The 15889-nt window shown below is 65.1% G+C and carries 17 protein-coding genes; 13 read left to right on the top strand and 4 right to left on the bottom strand.

What is annotated here, in order from left to right; all coding sequences use genetic code 11:
- Positions 1–57 precede the first annotated feature (57 nt).
- Together A9973_RS27890 and rpoH are read left to right on the top strand one after the other, a co-directional pair.
- Complete coding sequence (locus A9973_RS27890) at positions 58–747, top strand: hypothetical protein (RefSeq protein WP_183016850.1); 690 nt, start codon at positions 58–60, stop codon at positions 745–747.
- A gap of 142 nt (positions 748–889) precedes the next feature.
- Positions 890–1774, top strand: a complete 885-nt coding sequence (rpoH, locus tag A9973_RS27885; protein WP_183016849.1) for an RNA polymerase sigma factor RpoH — start codon at positions 890–892, stop codon at positions 1772–1774.
- Positions 1775–2136: 362 nt separating this feature from the next.
- Here rpoH and A9973_RS27880 read toward each other — a convergent pair whose 3' ends face one another.
- On the bottom strand, positions 2137–2973 hold the full coding sequence (locus A9973_RS27880; RefSeq protein WP_183016848.1) for a metallophosphoesterase: 837 nt from the start codon (positions 2971–2973) through the stop codon (positions 2137–2139).
- A 196-nt stretch (positions 2974–3169) separates the two neighbouring features.
- Between A9973_RS27880 and A9973_RS27875 the strand changes: the two genes are divergently transcribed.
- Positions 3170–5932: a cation:proton antiporter gene (locus A9973_RS27875; RefSeq protein WP_183016847.1), complete on the top strand. Its 2763-nt coding sequence runs from the start codon at positions 3170–3172 to the stop codon at positions 5930–5932.
- Position 5933: 1 nt separating this feature from the next.
- On the opposite strand, the gene A9973_RS27870 is transcribed toward A9973_RS27875, so the two are convergent.
- Positions 5934–6740: an NUDIX hydrolase family protein gene (locus A9973_RS27870; protein WP_183016846.1), complete on the bottom strand. Its 807-nt coding sequence runs from the start codon at positions 6738–6740 to the stop codon at positions 5934–5936.
- A gap of 290 nt (positions 6741–7030) precedes the next feature.
- Here A9973_RS27870 and coxB point away from each other — a divergent pair, with 290 nt between their 5' ends.
- The 5 genes from coxB (at position 7031) to A9973_RS27850 (ending at position 11203) form a co-directional block, all read left to right on the top strand.
- Positions 7031–8188 carry a cytochrome c oxidase subunit II gene (gene coxB / locus A9973_RS27865; RefSeq protein WP_035213042.1) on the top strand — a complete coding sequence of 386 codons (1158 nt, stop codon included), beginning with the start codon at positions 7031–7033 and terminating at the stop codon, positions 8186–8188.
- Positions 8189–8291: 103 nt separating this feature from the next.
- Entirely contained in the window at positions 8292–9899 is a 1608-nt protein-coding gene (gene ctaD / locus A9973_RS27860) for a cytochrome c oxidase subunit I (protein WP_169274114.1), read from the top strand.
- Positions 9900–9930: 31 nt separating this feature from the next.
- Positions 9931–10056, top strand: coding sequence for a cytochrome oxidase small assembly protein (locus A9973_RS30990; RefSeq protein ID WP_220805688.1), 126 nt, complete (start codon positions 9931–9933; stop codon positions 10054–10056).
- 9 nt (positions 10057–10065) lie between these two features.
- Positions 10066–10290 carry a DUF2970 domain-containing protein gene (locus A9973_RS27855; protein WP_006224568.1) on the top strand — a complete coding sequence of 75 codons (225 nt, stop codon included), beginning with the start codon at positions 10066–10068 and terminating at the stop codon, positions 10288–10290.
- A gap of 37 nt (positions 10291–10327) precedes the next feature.
- Entirely contained in the window at positions 10328–11203 is an 876-nt protein-coding gene (locus A9973_RS27850) for a cytochrome c oxidase subunit 3 (protein ID WP_183016845.1), read from the top strand.
- A gap of 127 nt (positions 11204–11330) precedes the next feature.
- On the opposite strand, the gene A9973_RS27845 is transcribed toward A9973_RS27850, so the two are convergent.
- The gene (locus tag A9973_RS27845; protein ID WP_006224570.1) at positions 11331–11531 is read right to left on the bottom strand and encodes a twin transmembrane helix small protein; all 201 of its coding nucleotides are present in this window, start codon (positions 11529–11531) and stop codon (positions 11331–11333) included.
- Between the two features lie 36 nt (positions 11532–11567).
- Between A9973_RS27845 and A9973_RS27840 the strand changes: the two genes are divergently transcribed.
- The 5 genes from A9973_RS27840 to A9973_RS27820 all read left to right on the top strand — a co-directional run bounded on the left by A9973_RS27840 (position 11568) and on the right by A9973_RS27820 (position 15625).
- Positions 11568–12371: an SURF1 family protein gene (locus tag A9973_RS27840; protein WP_183016844.1), complete on the top strand. Its 804-nt coding sequence runs from the start codon at positions 11568–11570 to the stop codon at positions 12369–12371.
- Positions 12372–12461: 90 nt separating this feature from the next.
- Entirely contained in the window at positions 12462–13037 is a 576-nt protein-coding gene (locus tag A9973_RS27835) for a hypothetical protein (protein ID WP_220805693.1), read from the top strand.
- Between the two features lie 23 nt (positions 13038–13060).
- Positions 13061–14095, top strand: a complete 1035-nt coding sequence (locus A9973_RS27830) for a heme A synthase (protein ID WP_183016842.1) — start codon at positions 13061–13063, stop codon at positions 14093–14095.
- A gap of 13 nt (positions 14096–14108) precedes the next feature.
- Positions 14109–15002, top strand: a complete 894-nt coding sequence (gene cyoE, locus A9973_RS27825) for a heme o synthase (protein ID WP_183016841.1) — start codon at positions 14109–14111, stop codon at positions 15000–15002.
- Positions 15003–15019: 17 nt separating this feature from the next.
- Positions 15020–15625, top strand: a complete 606-nt coding sequence (locus A9973_RS27820) for an SCO family protein (protein WP_183016840.1) — start codon at positions 15020–15022, stop codon at positions 15623–15625.
- Here A9973_RS27820 and A9973_RS27815 read toward each other — a convergent pair whose 3' ends face one another.
- Complete coding sequence (locus A9973_RS27815) at positions 15626–15862, bottom strand: DUF3717 domain-containing protein (protein ID WP_183016839.1); 237 nt, start codon at positions 15860–15862, stop codon at positions 15626–15628.
- Positions 15863–15889 lie beyond the last annotated feature (27 nt).

Genomic DNA, 15889 nt, shown 5'->3' with positions numbered 1-15889 from the left:
TGGCGCCGTGGGCGCGCCGGGCCAGGCGCCGCGGCTTCCTGAATAGGAACGCCTGATTTGATCAACGGTATCGCTCCCTTCGTCTGGATCCTCCTGGTTGCCGTCGTCGTTCTCCTGCCCGGCATGGCCATGCTGTTGGGCCGGGGCGGGCCCCGCGACGAGCGCGGCCGCAAGATGTTCCAGTTCCGGCCGGTGCGCCGCCTGTTCGGCCTCATGCTGGTGCTGCTGGGATGCGTGTCCGGCTTGTTGGCGCTCTCGCTGGTCCAGTTCTTCCGGTTGACCACGGACGAGTCCGTCGCCCGCATCGAGGTGCGCCAGCAGGCGGAAGGCCAGTTCCAGGTCACCGCCACGGCGCCGGGGGTCAGCCCCAAGCAATACGTGCTGTACGGCGACCAATGGCAAATCGACGCCCGTGTCGTGCGCTGGAAACTGCCGGCCCTGGTGGCGGGCGTGCCGCCCCTGTACCGCCTGGAGCGCTTGTCCGGCCGCTACAGCGACGCGGCGCGCGAAGCCTCGGCCACGCGCTCCGTCCATGCGCTGGACGACTGGCCGGCGCCCGACCTGGGGTCGCTCAAGAAGAGCTTCCCGAACTGGTTCCCCTTTGTCGATGTCCAATTCGGAAGCGGCGCCTATATGCCGATGTTCGACGGCGCCAAGTACCAGGTGTTCATGGACCCCCGGGGCGCCTTGTTCGTCCGGCCGGACGGCGAGGCGACGGTTGAAGGGCTCAAGCGCCTCGGGTGGTGAGGTTGGGCTAACAAAATAAACGGGGACGCACTTGTTTCTGTGAAACTTTGACGCGCCGCAATAGTCGAATTAGCACTCCCTCTACTAGAGTGCTAACATCGAATCCATGTCGTTACCCCTTCGCTTTCCGGAGACCCTCGCTATGAAACAACCCAGTACCTCGTTGGCCGCTTCCGGCAACGCCCTGGCGTTGGCCATTGCCAATCCGGGCGCACTTGGCACGATCGACGCGTATATCTCTTCGGTCAACCGCCTGCCGGTCCTGTCCGCCGAGCGTGAAACCGAGCTGGGCCGTCGCCTGCGCGACCAGGAAGACCTGGGCGCCGCGCGCGAGCTGATTCTGTCGCACCTGCGCCTGGTGGTATCGGTTGCCCGCCAGTACCTCGGGTATGGCTTGCCGCACGCCGACCTGATCCAGGAAGGCAACGTCGGCCTGATGAAGGCCGTGAAGCGTTTCGACCCCGAGCGCGGTGTGCGCCTGGTGTCGTTCGCCGTGCACTGGATCAAGGCCGAAATCCACGAATACATCATTCGCAACTGGCGCCTGGTCAAGGTGGCTACCACCAAGGCCCAGCGCAAGCTGTTCTTCAACCTGCGCAGCATGCGCCCCGACGGCCAGACGCTGGACCCGGATCAGGTCGATCACATCGCGCGCGAACTGAACGTGCGCCGCGAAGACGTGAGCGAAATGGAAGTGCGCATGTCCGGCCGCGACATGTCGCTGGAAAACCAGGACGACGACGACGACAGCTACGCGCCGATCGCCTACCTGTCCGACGACGGCCGCCAGGAACCCACGCGAGTGCTGGAACGCGCTGCACGCGACCAGCTGCAAAGCACCGGACTTGCCACCGCGCTGGAAGCGCTGGACGCCCGTTCGCGCCGCATCGTCGAGGCCCGCTGGCTGCAAGACGACGGGGGCGCCACGCTGCATGAACTGGCGCAGGAATTCGGCGTATCGGCCGAACGCATCCGCCAGATCGAAGCGGCCGCCCTGAAGAAGATGCGCGGCAACCTGGCTGCCTGATCGCCGCCTTCGATCCGCTGCATCAAACCCCGGAAGGGCCGCGAAAGCGGCCCTTTTCCTTGTGCGGCGCCCGTCAGAATGCTGCGGCCGCACAGGCGTCACGATCGCTCAATAAATTGATACAAATTTGGCCATAAATTTTGCGCGATTGGAGAAACTTAATGGGGATCGCGCCGACTAACTTCATGTAGACCGCGAACTTCGGTTAGCAGTCTTGTCATCCGTCTCGGCTTCTCCTCTTTCCCCTCCCCTATGAGACGGATGCTTGCGGGGCACCATGCATATCTTGGTGCCCCGTTTTTTATGCGCGTTCGGAATGGAGAGGCCGCCGTGAAACCGGCGGCGATACCGGGATTAAGGCCTCATGCGGCTTGCGCGTCGTCCGGCGCCAGCGCGGTATGCCACAGGGCGTCCTGCACGCGGCGCACGCCGGTTGCCATCGACCCGTCCTGATAGAGCTTGATCCAGCGGTAGCCGGGCGCCATGTTGTCGACGACGTGCTTGCCGTCGCGGATGCTGAACTGGAAGCACGTCGACGGCGTGGCCAGCATGCGCAGATTGTGCCGGCGGCGGTCGAACTCGTGGTGCACGTGCCCCCACAGCATCACGCGCGCCTGCGGCCAGCGGGCCAGGCGCTTGAAAAGCGCCTGCGGGTTGTCGATCATCATCGAATCATGCCAGTGGCTGTCGATCTGCATCGGGTTGTGATGCATCGCGACCAGGGTGTGCCGGCCGGGAGCTTCCGCCAGGGCGGCTTCCAGCAGGTCCAGCTGGCTGTCGGGCAAGTGGCCGGCATTGGAGCCGGGCACCGTGGTGTCCAGCGCCACGACGCGCCAGGCGCCGACATCGGTCACCGGCGCCGACCATTGCGGCAATTCCTGGCGCAGCACGGCCGGCTGGTCGTGGTTGCCCGGCAGGCACCGGATCTGCGCGCGCGCCAACGCGCTCGCTTCACCCAGGATGGCGGCAAAGCGCCGGTACGAGGCGGCTTCCCCGTCTTGCGACAGGTCCCCCGTGGCCAGCAACAGGTCGGGGTGCTTGCCATCGGCGTCGATCTGGCGCAGCACGGCGCGCAGGCTCGCGTCGGTATTGACGCCCAGCATCGCGGTGTCGGGTTCGCCGAACAAATGGCTGTCGGTCAATTGGACGAGCATGGCGGGCGCTTCGTGACGCCGGGCCAGGGAATGGACGCGGGGCAAGTGCCGCTCCTGCGAAGTGAATACGTTTGCACATTACCCAAAAAACAGGGCATGGCGCGAATTTCGCGCGCGCCTTGGGGTAACGAAACGTGCGTTCTCCCTGATTACAGGCCGCTTGCCGCAGGGGGCCTCGGAAAAAAGCCGCTATTCTTGGGGAACTTCACACTCGCTTCATGATCGGGACGCGGCGCTATCCATGGATGTCGGTTTTCTTGTTTTCGGTTTGGCCGGGTTGCTCACACTGGTCTGCTTCATGCCACCGCTGGCCGGCCGCCTCAAGCTGCCGTACTCGGTGCTGTTGGCTATCGTCGGCTGTCTGCTGGGCATCATCATCCACGTGCACGGCTGGGCGCCCAGCTGGATCGCCGATTTCCTGGATTCGCTGGAACGTTTCGAGATCTCGTCTGAAACCTTCCTGATGGTGTTCCTGCCGGTGCTGCTGTTCGAGACCGCGCTGTCCATGAACGTCCGCCGCTTGATGGACGACATCGGCCCCATCCTGATGATGGCCATCGTGGCCGTGGTGGTGTGCACCGTGGTGGTCGGCGTGACGCTGGACGCGATCTCGCCCTACGGCCTGGTGGTCTGCCTGCTGCTGGGCGCCATCGTCGCCACGACCGACCCCGTCGCCGTGGTGGGCATCTTCCGCGAGGTCGGCGCGCCCAAGCGGCTGACGACGCTCGTCGAAGGCGAAAGCCTGTTCAACGACGCGGCGTCCATCGCCCTGTACTCCGTGCTGCTGGCCGTGTTGAGCGGCCATGGCGAACTGACCGTCAGCGGCATTTTCAACGACTTCATCGTGCACTTCATCGGGGGCGGCATCGCCGGCTTCGCGATGGGGCGGCTGGCCTGCTTCCTGTTCGCGTGGCTGCGCGGCTTCCCCACGGCCGAGATCACGCTGACGCTGACGCTCGCCTACCTGTCCTTCTTCATTTCCGAGCACTACCTGAACGTGTCGGGGGTGGTCGCCACGGTGATCGCGGGCCTGGTCGTGGGGTCCACCGGTCGCACGCGCATGTCCCCCACCACTTTCGAGTACCTGTCCAGCGCCTGGGAGCAATTCGGGTTCTGGGCCAACTCGCTGATTTTCCTGTTTGCGGCCATGCTGATCCCCAAGCTGATGGCCGCGGCCGATTGGCAGGAACTGGTGCTGGTGGCCGTAGTATTTGTCGCGACGCTGATCGCGCGCGCTATCGTGGTCTTCGGGCTGCTGCCGTTGTTGGGGCTGACCAAACTGGGCACCAAGGTCAGCAATCCGTACAAGGTGGTGATGCTGTGGGGCGGACTGCGCGGCGCCGTGTCGCTGGCGCTGGCGCTGGCCGTGACGGAGCAGACCGGCGTGCCTGAAGAGGCGCGCCAGTTCATCGCGGTGGCCACGACCAGCTACGTCCTGCTGACGCTCTTCATCAACGGCATCAGCCTGCGGCCGCTGATCCGCATGCTGGGCCTGAACCAGCTGTCGTCGGTGGAGCGCACCATCCGCAACCAGGCGCTGGCCGTGGCGCTGGAAGACCTGCAGGGCAAAACCGACGAAGTGGCCAAGACCGAGCACATCGGCACCGAGGTCCGAGACCGCATCCGCGCGGTGTTTGACGCCAGCCTGACCAGCGTGCACGACGGCCAGGTCGGCCAGATGAGCGACGAGCAGCGCGTGGCCGTCGGCCTGGCTATCGTGGCGCAGCGCGAAGAGGAAATGTTCTTCGACATCCTGAAGGCGCAGATCGTGGACTGGCGCATGGCCGAGGCCTTGCTGGCACGGGCGGAAAGGCTGGAGGACGCCATCCGCCTGGGCGGCGTGCCGGGCTTTGAACGCGCCATCGTGGCGGACGTGCGCTATTCCACCGGTTTCCGCCTGGCGTTGCGCATGCACTACCTGTTCGGCTTCCAGGGCTGGCTGGCGCGCGAACTGGGGCAGCGCTTCGCCAACCTGATGAGCAAGCGCTCCGTCGCGCAGCGGCTGATCGTGTTCGCGCGCGAGCAGGTCACCCCGCTGCTGGGCGAAGAAGCCACGCAGCGCATCGTGTCCCTGCACCAGCGCCGCCTGGACCTGATCGAAAGCGCCATGCAGGCGCTGAACCTGCAATACCCGTCGTATGCGCAGTGGTTGCAGGAAAGCTACCTGGGCCGCGTGGCCCGCGAGCTGGAGCGCATCCGTTACCGCGACATGCTTGAGCAGTTCCTGATCAGCGGCGAGGTCTATGCGGACCTGATGGCGCAATTGAAGAGCCGTTGGGCGCATATCGACACGCACCCCCCGCTGGATATCGAAATGAGCGCGGCCGAGCTCATCAAGCGGGTGCCGCTGTTCGAAGGCCTGTCGCCCGATTCGCTGCGCGCGATCAGCAAGCTGCTCAAGCCGCGCCTGTCCCTGCCCGATCAGCGCGTGCTGACCCAGGGCCGCCATGGCGAGGAAATGTGTTTCGTGGCCTCAGGCGCGGTGGCCGTGCACTTGCCCGACCACACCATGATCGAACTGGGCAGCGGCGAGTTCTTCGGCGAACTCGGGCTGCTGGGCGAACAGCAGATCACGCCGGAAGTGACGTCGTTGGGCTACAGCAAGCTGTTGATGCTGTCCTCGCGCGATTTCCACGCCCTGCTGGCGCGCGACGAGCATTTGCGCGAACGCATCCAGGTCGTGGCCAAGCAGCGCCTGCGCGCGATCGAGGTCTGGAAGCAGTTCTCGCAGGCCTCGGCCGCAGCTGCCGCGCCGGCCCCTGCGCCGGTCTCGGCACCGAGCCCGGCGCAGGCCGCCGAAGCGGCGGAAGCCGCGGGCGCCGAGATGCCGAAAGGGGCAGGCGGATCGGAAGCGACGGGCAGTCCGGAAAAGTCGAGCGGGGCGGAGGCGACGGCGGTGCCCGCCGCACGGACGGCTGTCCCGGAAGCGCGCCCTGCCGCCGAAGCGGATGTGGCCGAGCCGCCGCCCGGCATGTTGGGCGAGCCAGGGGTTGCGCCCCGCTGAATCAGATCTGGCCGGCGGCCTGGCGCTGCATGATGTCTTCGACGATCACCAGCGCCGCTTCCAGCGTGAATTCGCCTTCGGCGATCTGCCGCACGGCGGTCGCCACATCCACGGTGGCGATCTGCATGACTTCGCCGTCCCGATTGGCGGGGCGGGCGTCGGCCGCCAGCACGCAGGTGCTGGTCAGCACGTCTTCGACCTGATAGCCCTCGGGCAGCCGGCGGTGGATGCGCAGAATGGTGCGCAAGGGCGTGCGCCGGGCCAGGTCGGGCGCATCCAGACCCGCTTCTTCACCGCATTCGCGCAGCAAGGCCAATTCCAGGTCTTCGCCGCAACCGGCCAGGCCGCCCACCAAGGTGTCCCACATACCGGGATCGGTGGACTTGCTGAGCGCGCGCCGCGCGACCCACAGCCGACCGTCCGGCGTCCAGGCGTTCAGATGCACCGCCTTGGTCAAGAGGCCCAGCGGCCGCACCGCCGCGCGCTCGATCACGCCCAAGGGCATCACGCCGTCCATCACGTCCAGCAGTTCGTCGCGCCAGCCGCGCAGGCAGTTGGCTTGGCGCAACAGTTCCGCGGCGTTTTCCAGCACGGCGTTGAGCTCGGCGCCCGGCGTCAGGTCTGGGCCGATATGCAGCGACGTGTCGTCGCAGGCGATGCGGGGCGCGTCGCGCAGCGCATCGCACGCCGCATGCGTCGCCCAGCCGCAGCGGCGCCCCGCTATATATAAAGCGTGCGCGCCTTCGGGGGCGGGTTCCTGCGCGCGGGCGCACAGGTCGGCATACAAATCGGACAACTGCTTGGGCATCGTTGGGCGCCGTGATGAGGTTGGCGGTGATTTTATGCCACCCTGTTTATGGCGTGCGGTCAAGGGGCGCGTGCAGATGGGGGCGGGACCTATGAAATCAAGGGGCCCGTCTTACATCTGTTTGCGTGTCCGCTATAATCCGCCAGTTTCTTTGTGATTTCGAGTGGGAATGCGGGGGCCGCTCTATCTCCCTGCCTAGCCCTGCCATCTAATAATTGCGCGTAGTCCTGTTGAAGTGACACTCGTGCCACTAGGCGACAAGGGCCCTCGCGCCGTGTTTCGAGGTAAGCATGAAGAAGTGGAGAGGGATACTGGGGGCTTGTGCGATGCTGATTGGCAGCGTGGCCAGCGCTCAGGTGCAAGACATGCCCGGCGGCCCGAAGGTCAATCAGCTGAACCTGCATGAAGGTGTCACGGCGATTTCGCGCGACATCATGTGGCTGCATTGGTTGCTGCTCACGATCTGTATTGTGATTTTCATCGGTGTGTTCGGAGTGATGTTCTACTCCATCTGGGCACACCGGAAGTCCCGGGGACACAAGGCCGCGACCTTCCATGAGCATCTGGGCGTGGAAGTCGCCTGGACGGTCATCCCCTTCATCATCGTCATCGCCATGGCGCTACCGGCCACCAAGACGGTCGTGGCCATGAAAGACACCTCAAGCGCCGACCTGACCATCAAGGTCACGGGCTATCAATGGAAGTGGGGGTACGAGTACCTCGACGGTTCCGCTGCCGGCGTCAAGTTCCTGTCCACGCTGTCCACGCCCCGCGCGCAGATCGAGAACCGCGAGCCCAAGGGCGAGTTCTATCTGATGGAAGTGGACAACCACATGGTGGTGCCGGTGGACAAGAAGGTCCGGGTCGTGCTGACCGCGGCCGACGTCATCCACTCGTGGATGATCCCCGACTTCGGCGTCAAGCAGGATGCCATCCCCGGCTTCCTGCGCGACGCCTGGTTCCGCGCGGAAAAGCCCGGCATCTATCGTGGCCAGTGCGCGGAACTCTGTGGCAAAGACCACGCCTTCATGCCCATCGTCGTGGAAGTCCTGGCGCAGGCCGACTACGATAAGTGGGTTGAAGACCAGAAAAAGAAGATGGCGGCAAACGCCGACGATCCTAATAAAGAGTGGACGGAAGCCGAACTGGTTGCCCGTGGCGAGAAGGTTTTCGCCGCCAATTGCGTGGCCTGTCACCAGGCCAACGGCAAGGGCATTCCGGGCAGTTTCCCACCGCTCGACGGAGACAAGGTTGTTCTGGGCCCCAAGGCGGACCAGATCAACACCGTGCTCAAGGGCAAGCCCGGCACCGCCATGGCGGCATTCGGCGGGCAGCTCAATGATGTCGAGATCGCAGCGGTCATCAGCTATACGCGCCATGCCTGGAGCAATGCAGGCAAGGGGCAGGACCCGACGGTTCTACCGAAGGATGTCGCGGCCGCGCGTTAATCGCGCGCCTCGCGTTCCCACCGTTAGAACCGGTTCCGTTTAGTTAGAGATACCCTGCCGTCCCCGTGGAACGGGGGCGGCACTCAGCAGGAAGGAGTCCATCATGAGCAGCGTCACTGTAGACCACGTGTCGCCGGGCCACGGCCACGGTCACGATGACCACCACCACGCCATGCCCACGGGCTGGCGCCGCTGGCTTTTCGCCACGAACCATAAAGACATCGGGACGATGTATCTCATCTTCTCGTTTGCCATGTTGCTGGAAGGCGGCACGCTCGCCTTGCTGCTGCGCACTGAATTGTTCGAGCCGGGCTTGCAGTTCTTCCGCCCCGAACTGTTCAACCAGTTCACGACCATGCACGGCATCATCATGGTGTTCGGCGCCATCATGCCGGCCTTCGTGGGCTTCGCGAACTGGATGATCCCGATGCAGATCGGCGCGTCCGACATGGCATTCGCGCGCATGAACAACTTCAGCTTCTGGCTGCTGCCGGTGGCCGCGATCATGCTGACGGCGTCGTTCTTCGTGCCGGGCGGCGCCACCGCTGCGGGCTGGACGCTGTATGCGCCGCTGTCCCTGCAGATGGGTCCGGGCATGGACCTGGGCATTTTCGCGATGCACATCATGGGCGCGTCGTCGATCATGGGCGCGATCAACATCATCGTGACCATCCTGAACATGCGCGCGCCCGGCTTGACGCTAATGAAGATGCCGCTGTTCTGCTGGACCTGGCTGATCACCGCGTTCCTGCTGCTGGCCGTGATGCCGGTGCTGGCCGCGGCCATCACCATGGTGCTGACCGACCGCCACTTCGGCACGGGCTTCTTCAACGCGGCCGCCGGCGGCGACCCGGTCCTGTACCAGCACGTGTTCTGGTTCTTCGGGCACCCCGAGGTCTACATCATGATCTTGCCGGCGTTCGGCATCGTGTCGGCCATCGTGCCCGCGTTCGCCCGCAAGAAGCTGTTCGGGTACGCCTCGATGGTGTACGCCACCGCCTCCATCGCCGTGCTGTCGTTCATCGTGTGGGCCCACCACATGTTCACGACGGGCATGCCGGTGACGGGCCAGCTCTACTTCATGTACGCCACCATGCTCATCTCCATTCCCACCGGGGTGAAGGTGTTCAACTGGGTCGCCACGATGTGGCGCGGCTCGATGACGTTCGAGACGCCGATGCTGTTCTCGATCGGCTTCATCTTCGTGTTCACGATGGGTGGCTTCACCGGCCTGATCCTGTCCGTGGCCCCGATCGACATCCAGGTGCACGACACCTACTACGTGGTGGCCCACTTCCACTACGTGCTGGTGGCGGGTTCCCTGTTCGCGCTGTTCGCCGGCGCCTACTACTGGGTGCCCAAGTGGACCGGCCGCATGTACAGCGAAAAGCTGGGCAAGCTGCATTTCTGGTCGACGCTGATCTCGTTCAACGTGACCTTCTTTCCGATGCACTTCCTGGGCCTGGCCGGCATGCCGCGCCGGTACGCCGACTACGCCGCGCAGTTCACGACGTTCCACCAGATGGCCACCATCGGCGCGTTCTGGTTCGGCCTGTCGCAGCTGATTTTCCTGTGGGCGATCGTGCGCTGCTACATGGGCAAGGGCGAAGTGGCCGCCGCGAAGCCGTGGGAAGGCGCCGAAGGGCTGGAATGGACGGTGCCGTCGCCCGCCCCGTTCCACACCTTCGAAACCCCGCCCGAAGTGAAGTGAGCAAGCCTTTCATGTTCCAGGTAGCACGAGAATGACACCCGAGCAGCGCCGCCGTAACAAGATTGCAGGACTGGTCCTGCTGGTTTTCGTTCTTGCCGTGTTCGGCTGGACCGTGTTTCGCGGGTCGGCGCTGCTGACCGGCAACGCGGTCGGCTAGGCCACGCGCATGAGCGACGACCTGCACGAAACCACTCGGCGCAAGCTGAGTTTCCTTCAGACGATGAAGGCGGTGGCGTGGGGGTTTTTCGGCGTGCGCAAGGGCGCGGGCTACCGGGAAGACAGCGCCAGGCTGAACCCGGTGCACGTGATCGTGGCCGGGCTGCTGGCGGCGGCAATCTTCGTTACTGTGCTGGTATTAATTGTGCGTTGGGCGGTTTCAAGCCTGACTTGAATCACTTAATCTATAAGTCTGTACCAGGGAGAAAACCATGAGTGCAAGCCACTCGGTTCAAGGTAAAGAGGCACCGTACTACTTCGTGCCCGCCGACTCGGGGCATCCCGTGCGCACGGCGGTCGCGCTGCTGTTCATGGGGCTGGGCGCCGCGGCCTGGATCAACGGCGTCGGCTGGGCCAAATGGGCCGTGCTGGCGGGCTTTATCGGCCTGATCGTCGTGCTGTACTACTGGTTCGGCGACGCCATCCAGGAATCCGAATCCGGCATGAACAGCAAGCGCATCGACGGGTCGTACCGTTGGGGCATGAGCTGGTTCATCTTCTCTGAGGTGATGTTCTTCGCCGCGTTCTTCGGCGCGCTCTGGTACACGCGCACGATCACCACGCCGTGGCTGGGCGACATCGACCACCGCCTGATGCTGTGGCCCGACTTCAAGGCCGCCTGGCCCAACTTCGGCCCGGCCGGCGTGGTCGAGCAGTTCCAGACGGTCGGCCCGTTCTGGCTGCCCACGATCAACACGGCGCTGCTGCTGTCCTCGGGCGTCACGCTGACGATCGCCCACCATGCGCTGCGCGAGAACCACCGCGGCAAGACGATGTTCTGGCTGGCCGCCACGGTCATCCTGGGCTTCATCTTCGTGGCCTGTCAGGCCGCCGAATACCATCATGCGTACACCGAGCTGAACCTGAAGTTCAACTCGGGCGCGTATGGGTCGCTGTTCTACATGCTGACCGGCTTCCACGGCTTCCACGTGATCCTGGGCGCCACCATGCTGACGGTCATCCTGATCCGCCTGATCCGGGGCCACTTCACCGCCGACCACCACTTCGGCTTTGAAGGCGCGGCCTGGTACTGGCACTTCGTGGACGTGGTGTGGCTGGGCCTGTACCTGTTCGTCTACTGGTTCTGACGCAGGCCGGCACGGACCCGCTCTGCGGCGCAGGGCGGGCAAAGCGCGATAGGGGGCCAGGCGGTGACAATGCCGGGCGCCGATCGCGCTTTGTTGCGATGGGGGCGGGAACCGATGCCCCGCGGGCCTATCTAAGCCCGGTGCTTTCGATCCAGCCCATGTGATGGGCGAACAGCACGAACAGGAACAGGGCGACCGACAGCCCGATGCGCACCGTCAGCGCATTGACGGTGCGGCTGGTAGTGCCTTTGTCCCGCATCAGATAGACCAGGGCGGATGCCAGGCTGGCCAGAATGCCGATGAAGGCCAGGACGACGAAAACGCGCATGGTGGTCTCCGGACAAAACAGAGTTAGCAACGATACATGGCCCGACCGCATTCAACCCGCTACACGGTAGCCGCCCTACTCCTGCTTGGCATCGCCGTGGTGATCCTCGTGTCGCTGGGGCAATGGCAACTGCGTCGCAGCGACGAGCGACGCGCCATTCTGGCGGCGATCGAAGCGGGCCGCAAGCAGCCGCCGCTGATGCTGACGCCGGCGACGCCTTCCGACAGCATGACCGCGTGGCGCGTCGCCCAGGCCAGCGGCGCATGGCTGCCGCAATTCAGTGTACTGCTGGACAACCGTAACCACGACGGCAGGCCCGGCTATTGGCTGGCCACGCCGCTGCTGCTGGATGCGTCGTCGCGGCAGGCGGTTGTCGTGCTGCGCGGCTGGCTGCCCCGCGTGATCCAGGGCCAGGGCGAACCACAACTGCCGGCCGCGCCCGAAGGCGCGCAGACCGTCATCGGCGAACTCTCCGACCGCGTGCCGCGTTTGTTCGAGCTGTGGTCGATGGGCGGGCAGGATCAGTCCGCGCTGCCCCATGCCCTGCCGGTGGAAGGCGGCCGCGTGCCGCAGGTGCAGAACCTGCCGCTTGCCGACTATGCCCGCGCGACGGGGTTGAATTTGTTGCCGGTGGTGCTGAGCCAGACGGGTCAGGGCGCGGGCGCTGCCGACGGCCTGGTCCGGGACTGGCCGCAGCCGTCGGTGGATTTCCAGAAGAACACGTCTTACGCCGTGCAGTGGTTTGCGTTTGGTCTGATAGCCGCCATCGCATGGCTGGTGGTGCTGGGGGGCGCCATCAAGCGCATGCGCCAGCGCACGCAGGATGGCCCCCGGGCCTGATGCGCGCGTCAATGAATGAATCATCCAGGATATAACGTGGCTCGCGACATTTCATCCAACAAGCCGGCAGGCAAGCGCTCATTGGTGCCCATGCTGCTGGTGTTCCTGTGTTCGCTGGCGCCGATCGTGGCCGCCTTCGTGGTGTACATGAACCCGCAGTGGTGGCCCGCGGATTCCAGCAATTACGGCACGCTGGTGTCGCCGCAGCGCCCGATGCCGGCCGCGGCCAAGCTGAAGCTGACCACGCTGGACGGCAAGCCGTTCGACCTGCAAAGCCTGAAGGGCAAGTGGCTGCTGGTGACCGCCGACGGCGCGGCCTGCCCGGAAAGCTGCGCCCGCAAGCTCTACATCACGCGCAACAGCCACGCCAGCCAAGGCAAGAACGTGGACCGCCTGGCGCGCGTCTGGTTCATCACGGACGATGCGCCGGTGCCGGACAAGGTGCTGGAAGCCTACAAGGGCACGGTCATGCTGCGCGTTGATCCGGACCAGCTGGCGCGCTACCTGCTGGCGCGGGATTCGGCCGCCGGCCAGCCCGGCTTGCCCGATCCGATGTGGGTGATCGACCCGCTGGGCAACCTGATGATGCAGTACCCTGCCGAGGCGGATGGCGTGAAAGTGCGCAAAGACATCAGCAAGCTCGTCTACAACTCGCGCATTGGTTGAATTGGTTTTACAGATTGGTTGATATGGAACGCATCAAAGCGCGTTATCGCAAGCTCGTATTTTTCACCTGGTTCCTGACCCTGGACCTGATCATGTTCGGCGCCTTCGTGCGCCTGACGGATTCGGGCCTGGGCTGCCCCGACTGGCCCGGCTGCTACGGCAGCGCGACGCCGCTGGGCGCGCAGGGCGACATCCATCAGGCGTCGCAGGCCATGCCCTTCGGCCCGGTGACGATGTCCAAGGCATGGATCGAGATGATCCACCGCTATGTCGGGACCATCCTGGGCATGCTGATCATCGGCATCGTCTACATGGCGTGGCGCTATCGCCGCGAACTGGGCCGTTCGCCCGCGCTGGCCGTCGCAACGCTTGTCGCCGTGTGCGTGCAAGGGGCGTTCGGCGCCTGGACGGTCACCCACAAGCTGATGCCGGCCGTGGTGACGTCGCATCTGGTGTTCGGGCTGTCGGTGCTGGCGCTGATGACCTGGCTGTCGGCCCGCGAACGCCCGCATCTGGCGGTTGGCGCCGCGGCCGCCCGCTGGAAGCCATGGGTGGCGGTGGGCTTCGGCCTGCTGCTGGTGCAGGTGACCTTGGGCGGCTGGGTCAGCACCAATTACGCGGCGCTTGCCTGCATGGATTTTCCGATGTGCCACGGGAAATGGGTGCCGGACATGGACTTCCATGGCGGCTATTCGGTGATCCGCGGCCTGGGCGAACTGCCGTCCGGTGAGATGATCTCGCAGCCGGCGCTGACGGCGATCCATTGGGTGCACCGCAATTTCGCATTCGTCGTGTTCCTGTACCTGGGCACGCTGGCGTGGCGGCTGCGGGCCGAGCCGGGCCTGCGCGGGCCCGCCACGCTGATGCTGGCGCTGCTGGCCGCGCAGCTGTTCACCGGGCTGACCACCATCTTCTTCCAGTGGCCGCTGCTGATCGCGGTGCTGCACAATGGGGGCGCCGCCGGCCTGACCTTGGCCGCCGTGGTGCTGATGGTGCGATTGTCCACAGCGGGACGCGCGCCGGCCGGGGGCTATGGCCCCAATTCGGTGCGCGTTTAAAATAGGGTCCACTATGACCAGTCTTGCCGCTCCCCAACCCGGATTGTTCCGCCAATACTTCGTACTCACTAAGCCGCGCGTCACGCAGCTGGCGGTGTTTTGCGCAGTCATCGGCATGTTTCTCGCTGCCCCGGGCATCCCCGACATGCGCCGCGTGCTGTTCGGCACGCTTGGCATCTGGCTGCTTGCCGCCGCCGCATTCGCCATCAACTGCCTGATCGAACAGGAAGTCGACGCGCGCATGCTGCGCACGGCGCGCCGCGCCACGGCCCAGGGCACCATCTCGGCCTTCCATGTGCTGAGCCTGTCCGGCCTGCTGGGCGGCGCGGGCATGTTCGTGCTGTATACGCTGGTGAACCCCCTGACCATGTGGCTGACCTTCGCCACTTTTGTGGGCTACGCCGTCATCTACACCGTCATCCTCAAGCCGCGCACGCCGCAGAACATCGTGATCGGCGGCTTGTCGGGCGCGATGCCGCCGGCACTCGGCTGGGCCGCCGTGGCCGACTCCGTGCCCGCCGAGGCCTGGGTGCTGGTGCTGATCATCTTCATCTGGACGCCGCCGCACTTCTGGGCGCTGGCGCTCTACCGCAACCACGATTACGCCAAGGCCGGCCTGCCCATGCTGCCGGTCACGCACGGCAACCAGTTCACGCGACTGCATATCCTGCTGTACAGCGTGGCGTTGGTGGCCACGACGCTGTTGCCCTACGCCATCCGCATGAGCGGCGAACTCTATCTGCTGTCGGCCTTGGTGCTGGGCGGGATGTTCGTCTCGTATGCGTGGCGCCTGTACCGCGCCTATAGCGACGAGCTGGCGCGCAGCATGTTCCGTTTTTCCATTCTCTACCTGGCGCTGCTGTTCGGCGCCCTGCTGGTGGACCACTGGGTCGGCCTGCTGCGCTGACCCCCTGGAGGTTGTTGATGTCCGTGTTTTCCGCCAGCCGCCGGCTGGCCCTGCGTTTCGGCGCCGCCGCCGCCTTCACCGCCGCCCTTGCCGCTTGCGGCGAAAGCGCGCCCAAGTTCAAAGGCAGCGACATCAGCGGCACCCAGCTGGGCCGCGCCATGGAACTGACCGACACCAATGGCAAGCCGCGTCAGCTGTCCGACTTCGCCGGCAAGGTGGTGGTGGTGTTCTTCGGGTTCACGCAGTGCCCCGACGTGTGCCCCACGTCGCTGGCCGAGCTGACGGAGGTCATGAAGAAGCTGGGCCCGGACGCCGACCGCGTGCAGGTGCTGCTGATCACGGTGGATCCCGAGCGCGACACGCAAGAAGTACTGAAACAGTACGTCACGGCCTTCGACCCGCGCTTCCTGGGCCTGACCGGCACGCCGGACCAGGTCAAGAAGGCGGCCGCCTCGTTCAAGGCGTACTACGCCAAGGCGCCCACCAAGGATGGCAACTACACGATGGACCATACCGCCGCGTTCTACTTGCTGGATGCCAAGGGCGAATCCCGCGTGCTGGCCAACAACAACCTGGGCGTGGACGCCCTGACGCACGACATCCAGGCCCTGCTGAAAGGCTGATCAGGGATTGGAAGGCGCATGCGCGCCCGAAGCAGCCCAGCCGGCCAGCGCCGCCTGGGCTTTTTCATTGAGCTCGGCGACCAGGATGTCGTGCCGGTGCGAGATGATCATCAGGGCATAAGGCGTGGCCAGCGCCGCGGCTTCGGGGCACAGGCGCGATTCGTCGCCGACCGACGGCGACACATTGCGCCAATAGTTGATCGCCTGTTCGAGCTGGGGCAGGGAAATGGAATCCATGCGCCTATTGTCCACGAATGGGATGGG

The organism is Achromobacter sp. UMC46 (assembly GCF_014170335.1).
Lineage (GTDB): Bacteria > Pseudomonadota > Gammaproteobacteria > Burkholderiales > Burkholderiaceae_B > Achromobacter.
The sequence above is the reverse complement of the archived record's forward strand: the minus strand, read 5'-3'. Positions and strand labels throughout refer to the sequence as shown.

What these genes read in the sequence shown, in the direction of transcription:
- A9973_RS27830 (WP_183016842.1), top strand. Translation starts at nt 13,061, where the DNA reads ATGGAACGCATCAAAGCGCGTTATCGCAAGCTCGTATTTTTCACCTGG.
- A9973_RS27840 (WP_183016844.1), top strand. Translation starts at nt 11,568, where the DNA reads ATGGCCCGACCGCATTCAACCCGCTACACGGTAGCCGCCCTACTCCTG.
- A9973_RS27835 (WP_220805693.1), top strand. Translation starts at nt 12,462, where the DNA reads ATGCTGCTGGTGTTCCTGTGTTCGCTGGCGCCGATCGTGGCCGCCTTC.
- A9973_RS27875 (WP_183016847.1), top strand. Translation starts at nt 3,170, where the DNA reads ATGGATGTCGGTTTTCTTGTTTTCGGTTTGGCCGGGTTGCTCACACTG.
- A9973_RS27850 (WP_183016845.1), top strand. Translation starts at nt 10,328, where the DNA reads ATGAGTGCAAGCCACTCGGTTCAAGGTAAAGAGGCACCGTACTACTTC.
- A9973_RS27870 (WP_183016846.1), bottom strand. Translation starts at nt 6,740, where the DNA reads ATGCCCAAGCAGTTGTCCGATTTGTATGCCGACCTGTGCGCCCGCGCG.
- A9973_RS27845 (WP_006224570.1), bottom strand. Translation starts at nt 11,531, where the DNA reads ATGCGCGTTTTCGTCGTCCTGGCCTTCATCGGCATTCTGGCCAGCCTG.
- cyoE (WP_183016841.1), top strand. Translation starts at nt 14,109, where the DNA reads ATGACCAGTCTTGCCGCTCCCCAACCCGGATTGTTCCGCCAATACTTC.
- A9973_RS27815 (WP_183016839.1), bottom strand. Translation starts at nt 15,862, where the DNA reads ATGGATTCCATTTCCCTGCCCCAGCTCGAACAGGCGATCAACTATTGG.
- A9973_RS27820 (WP_183016840.1), top strand. Translation starts at nt 15,020, where the DNA reads ATGTCCGTGTTTTCCGCCAGCCGCCGGCTGGCCCTGCGTTTCGGCGCC.
- coxB (WP_035213042.1), top strand. Translation starts at nt 7,031, where the DNA reads ATGAAGAAGTGGAGAGGGATACTGGGGGCTTGTGCGATGCTGATTGGC.
- rpoH (WP_183016849.1), top strand. Translation starts at nt 890, where the DNA reads ATGAAACAACCCAGTACCTCGTTGGCCGCTTCCGGCAACGCCCTGGCG.
- A9973_RS27855 (WP_006224568.1), top strand. Translation starts at nt 10,066, where the DNA reads ATGAGCGACGACCTGCACGAAACCACTCGGCGCAAGCTGAGTTTCCTT.
- ctaD (WP_169274114.1), top strand. Translation starts at nt 8,292, where the DNA reads ATGAGCAGCGTCACTGTAGACCACGTGTCGCCGGGCCACGGCCACGGT.
- A9973_RS30990 (WP_220805688.1), top strand. Translation starts at nt 9,931, where the DNA reads ATGACACCCGAGCAGCGCCGCCGTAACAAGATTGCAGGACTGGTCCTG.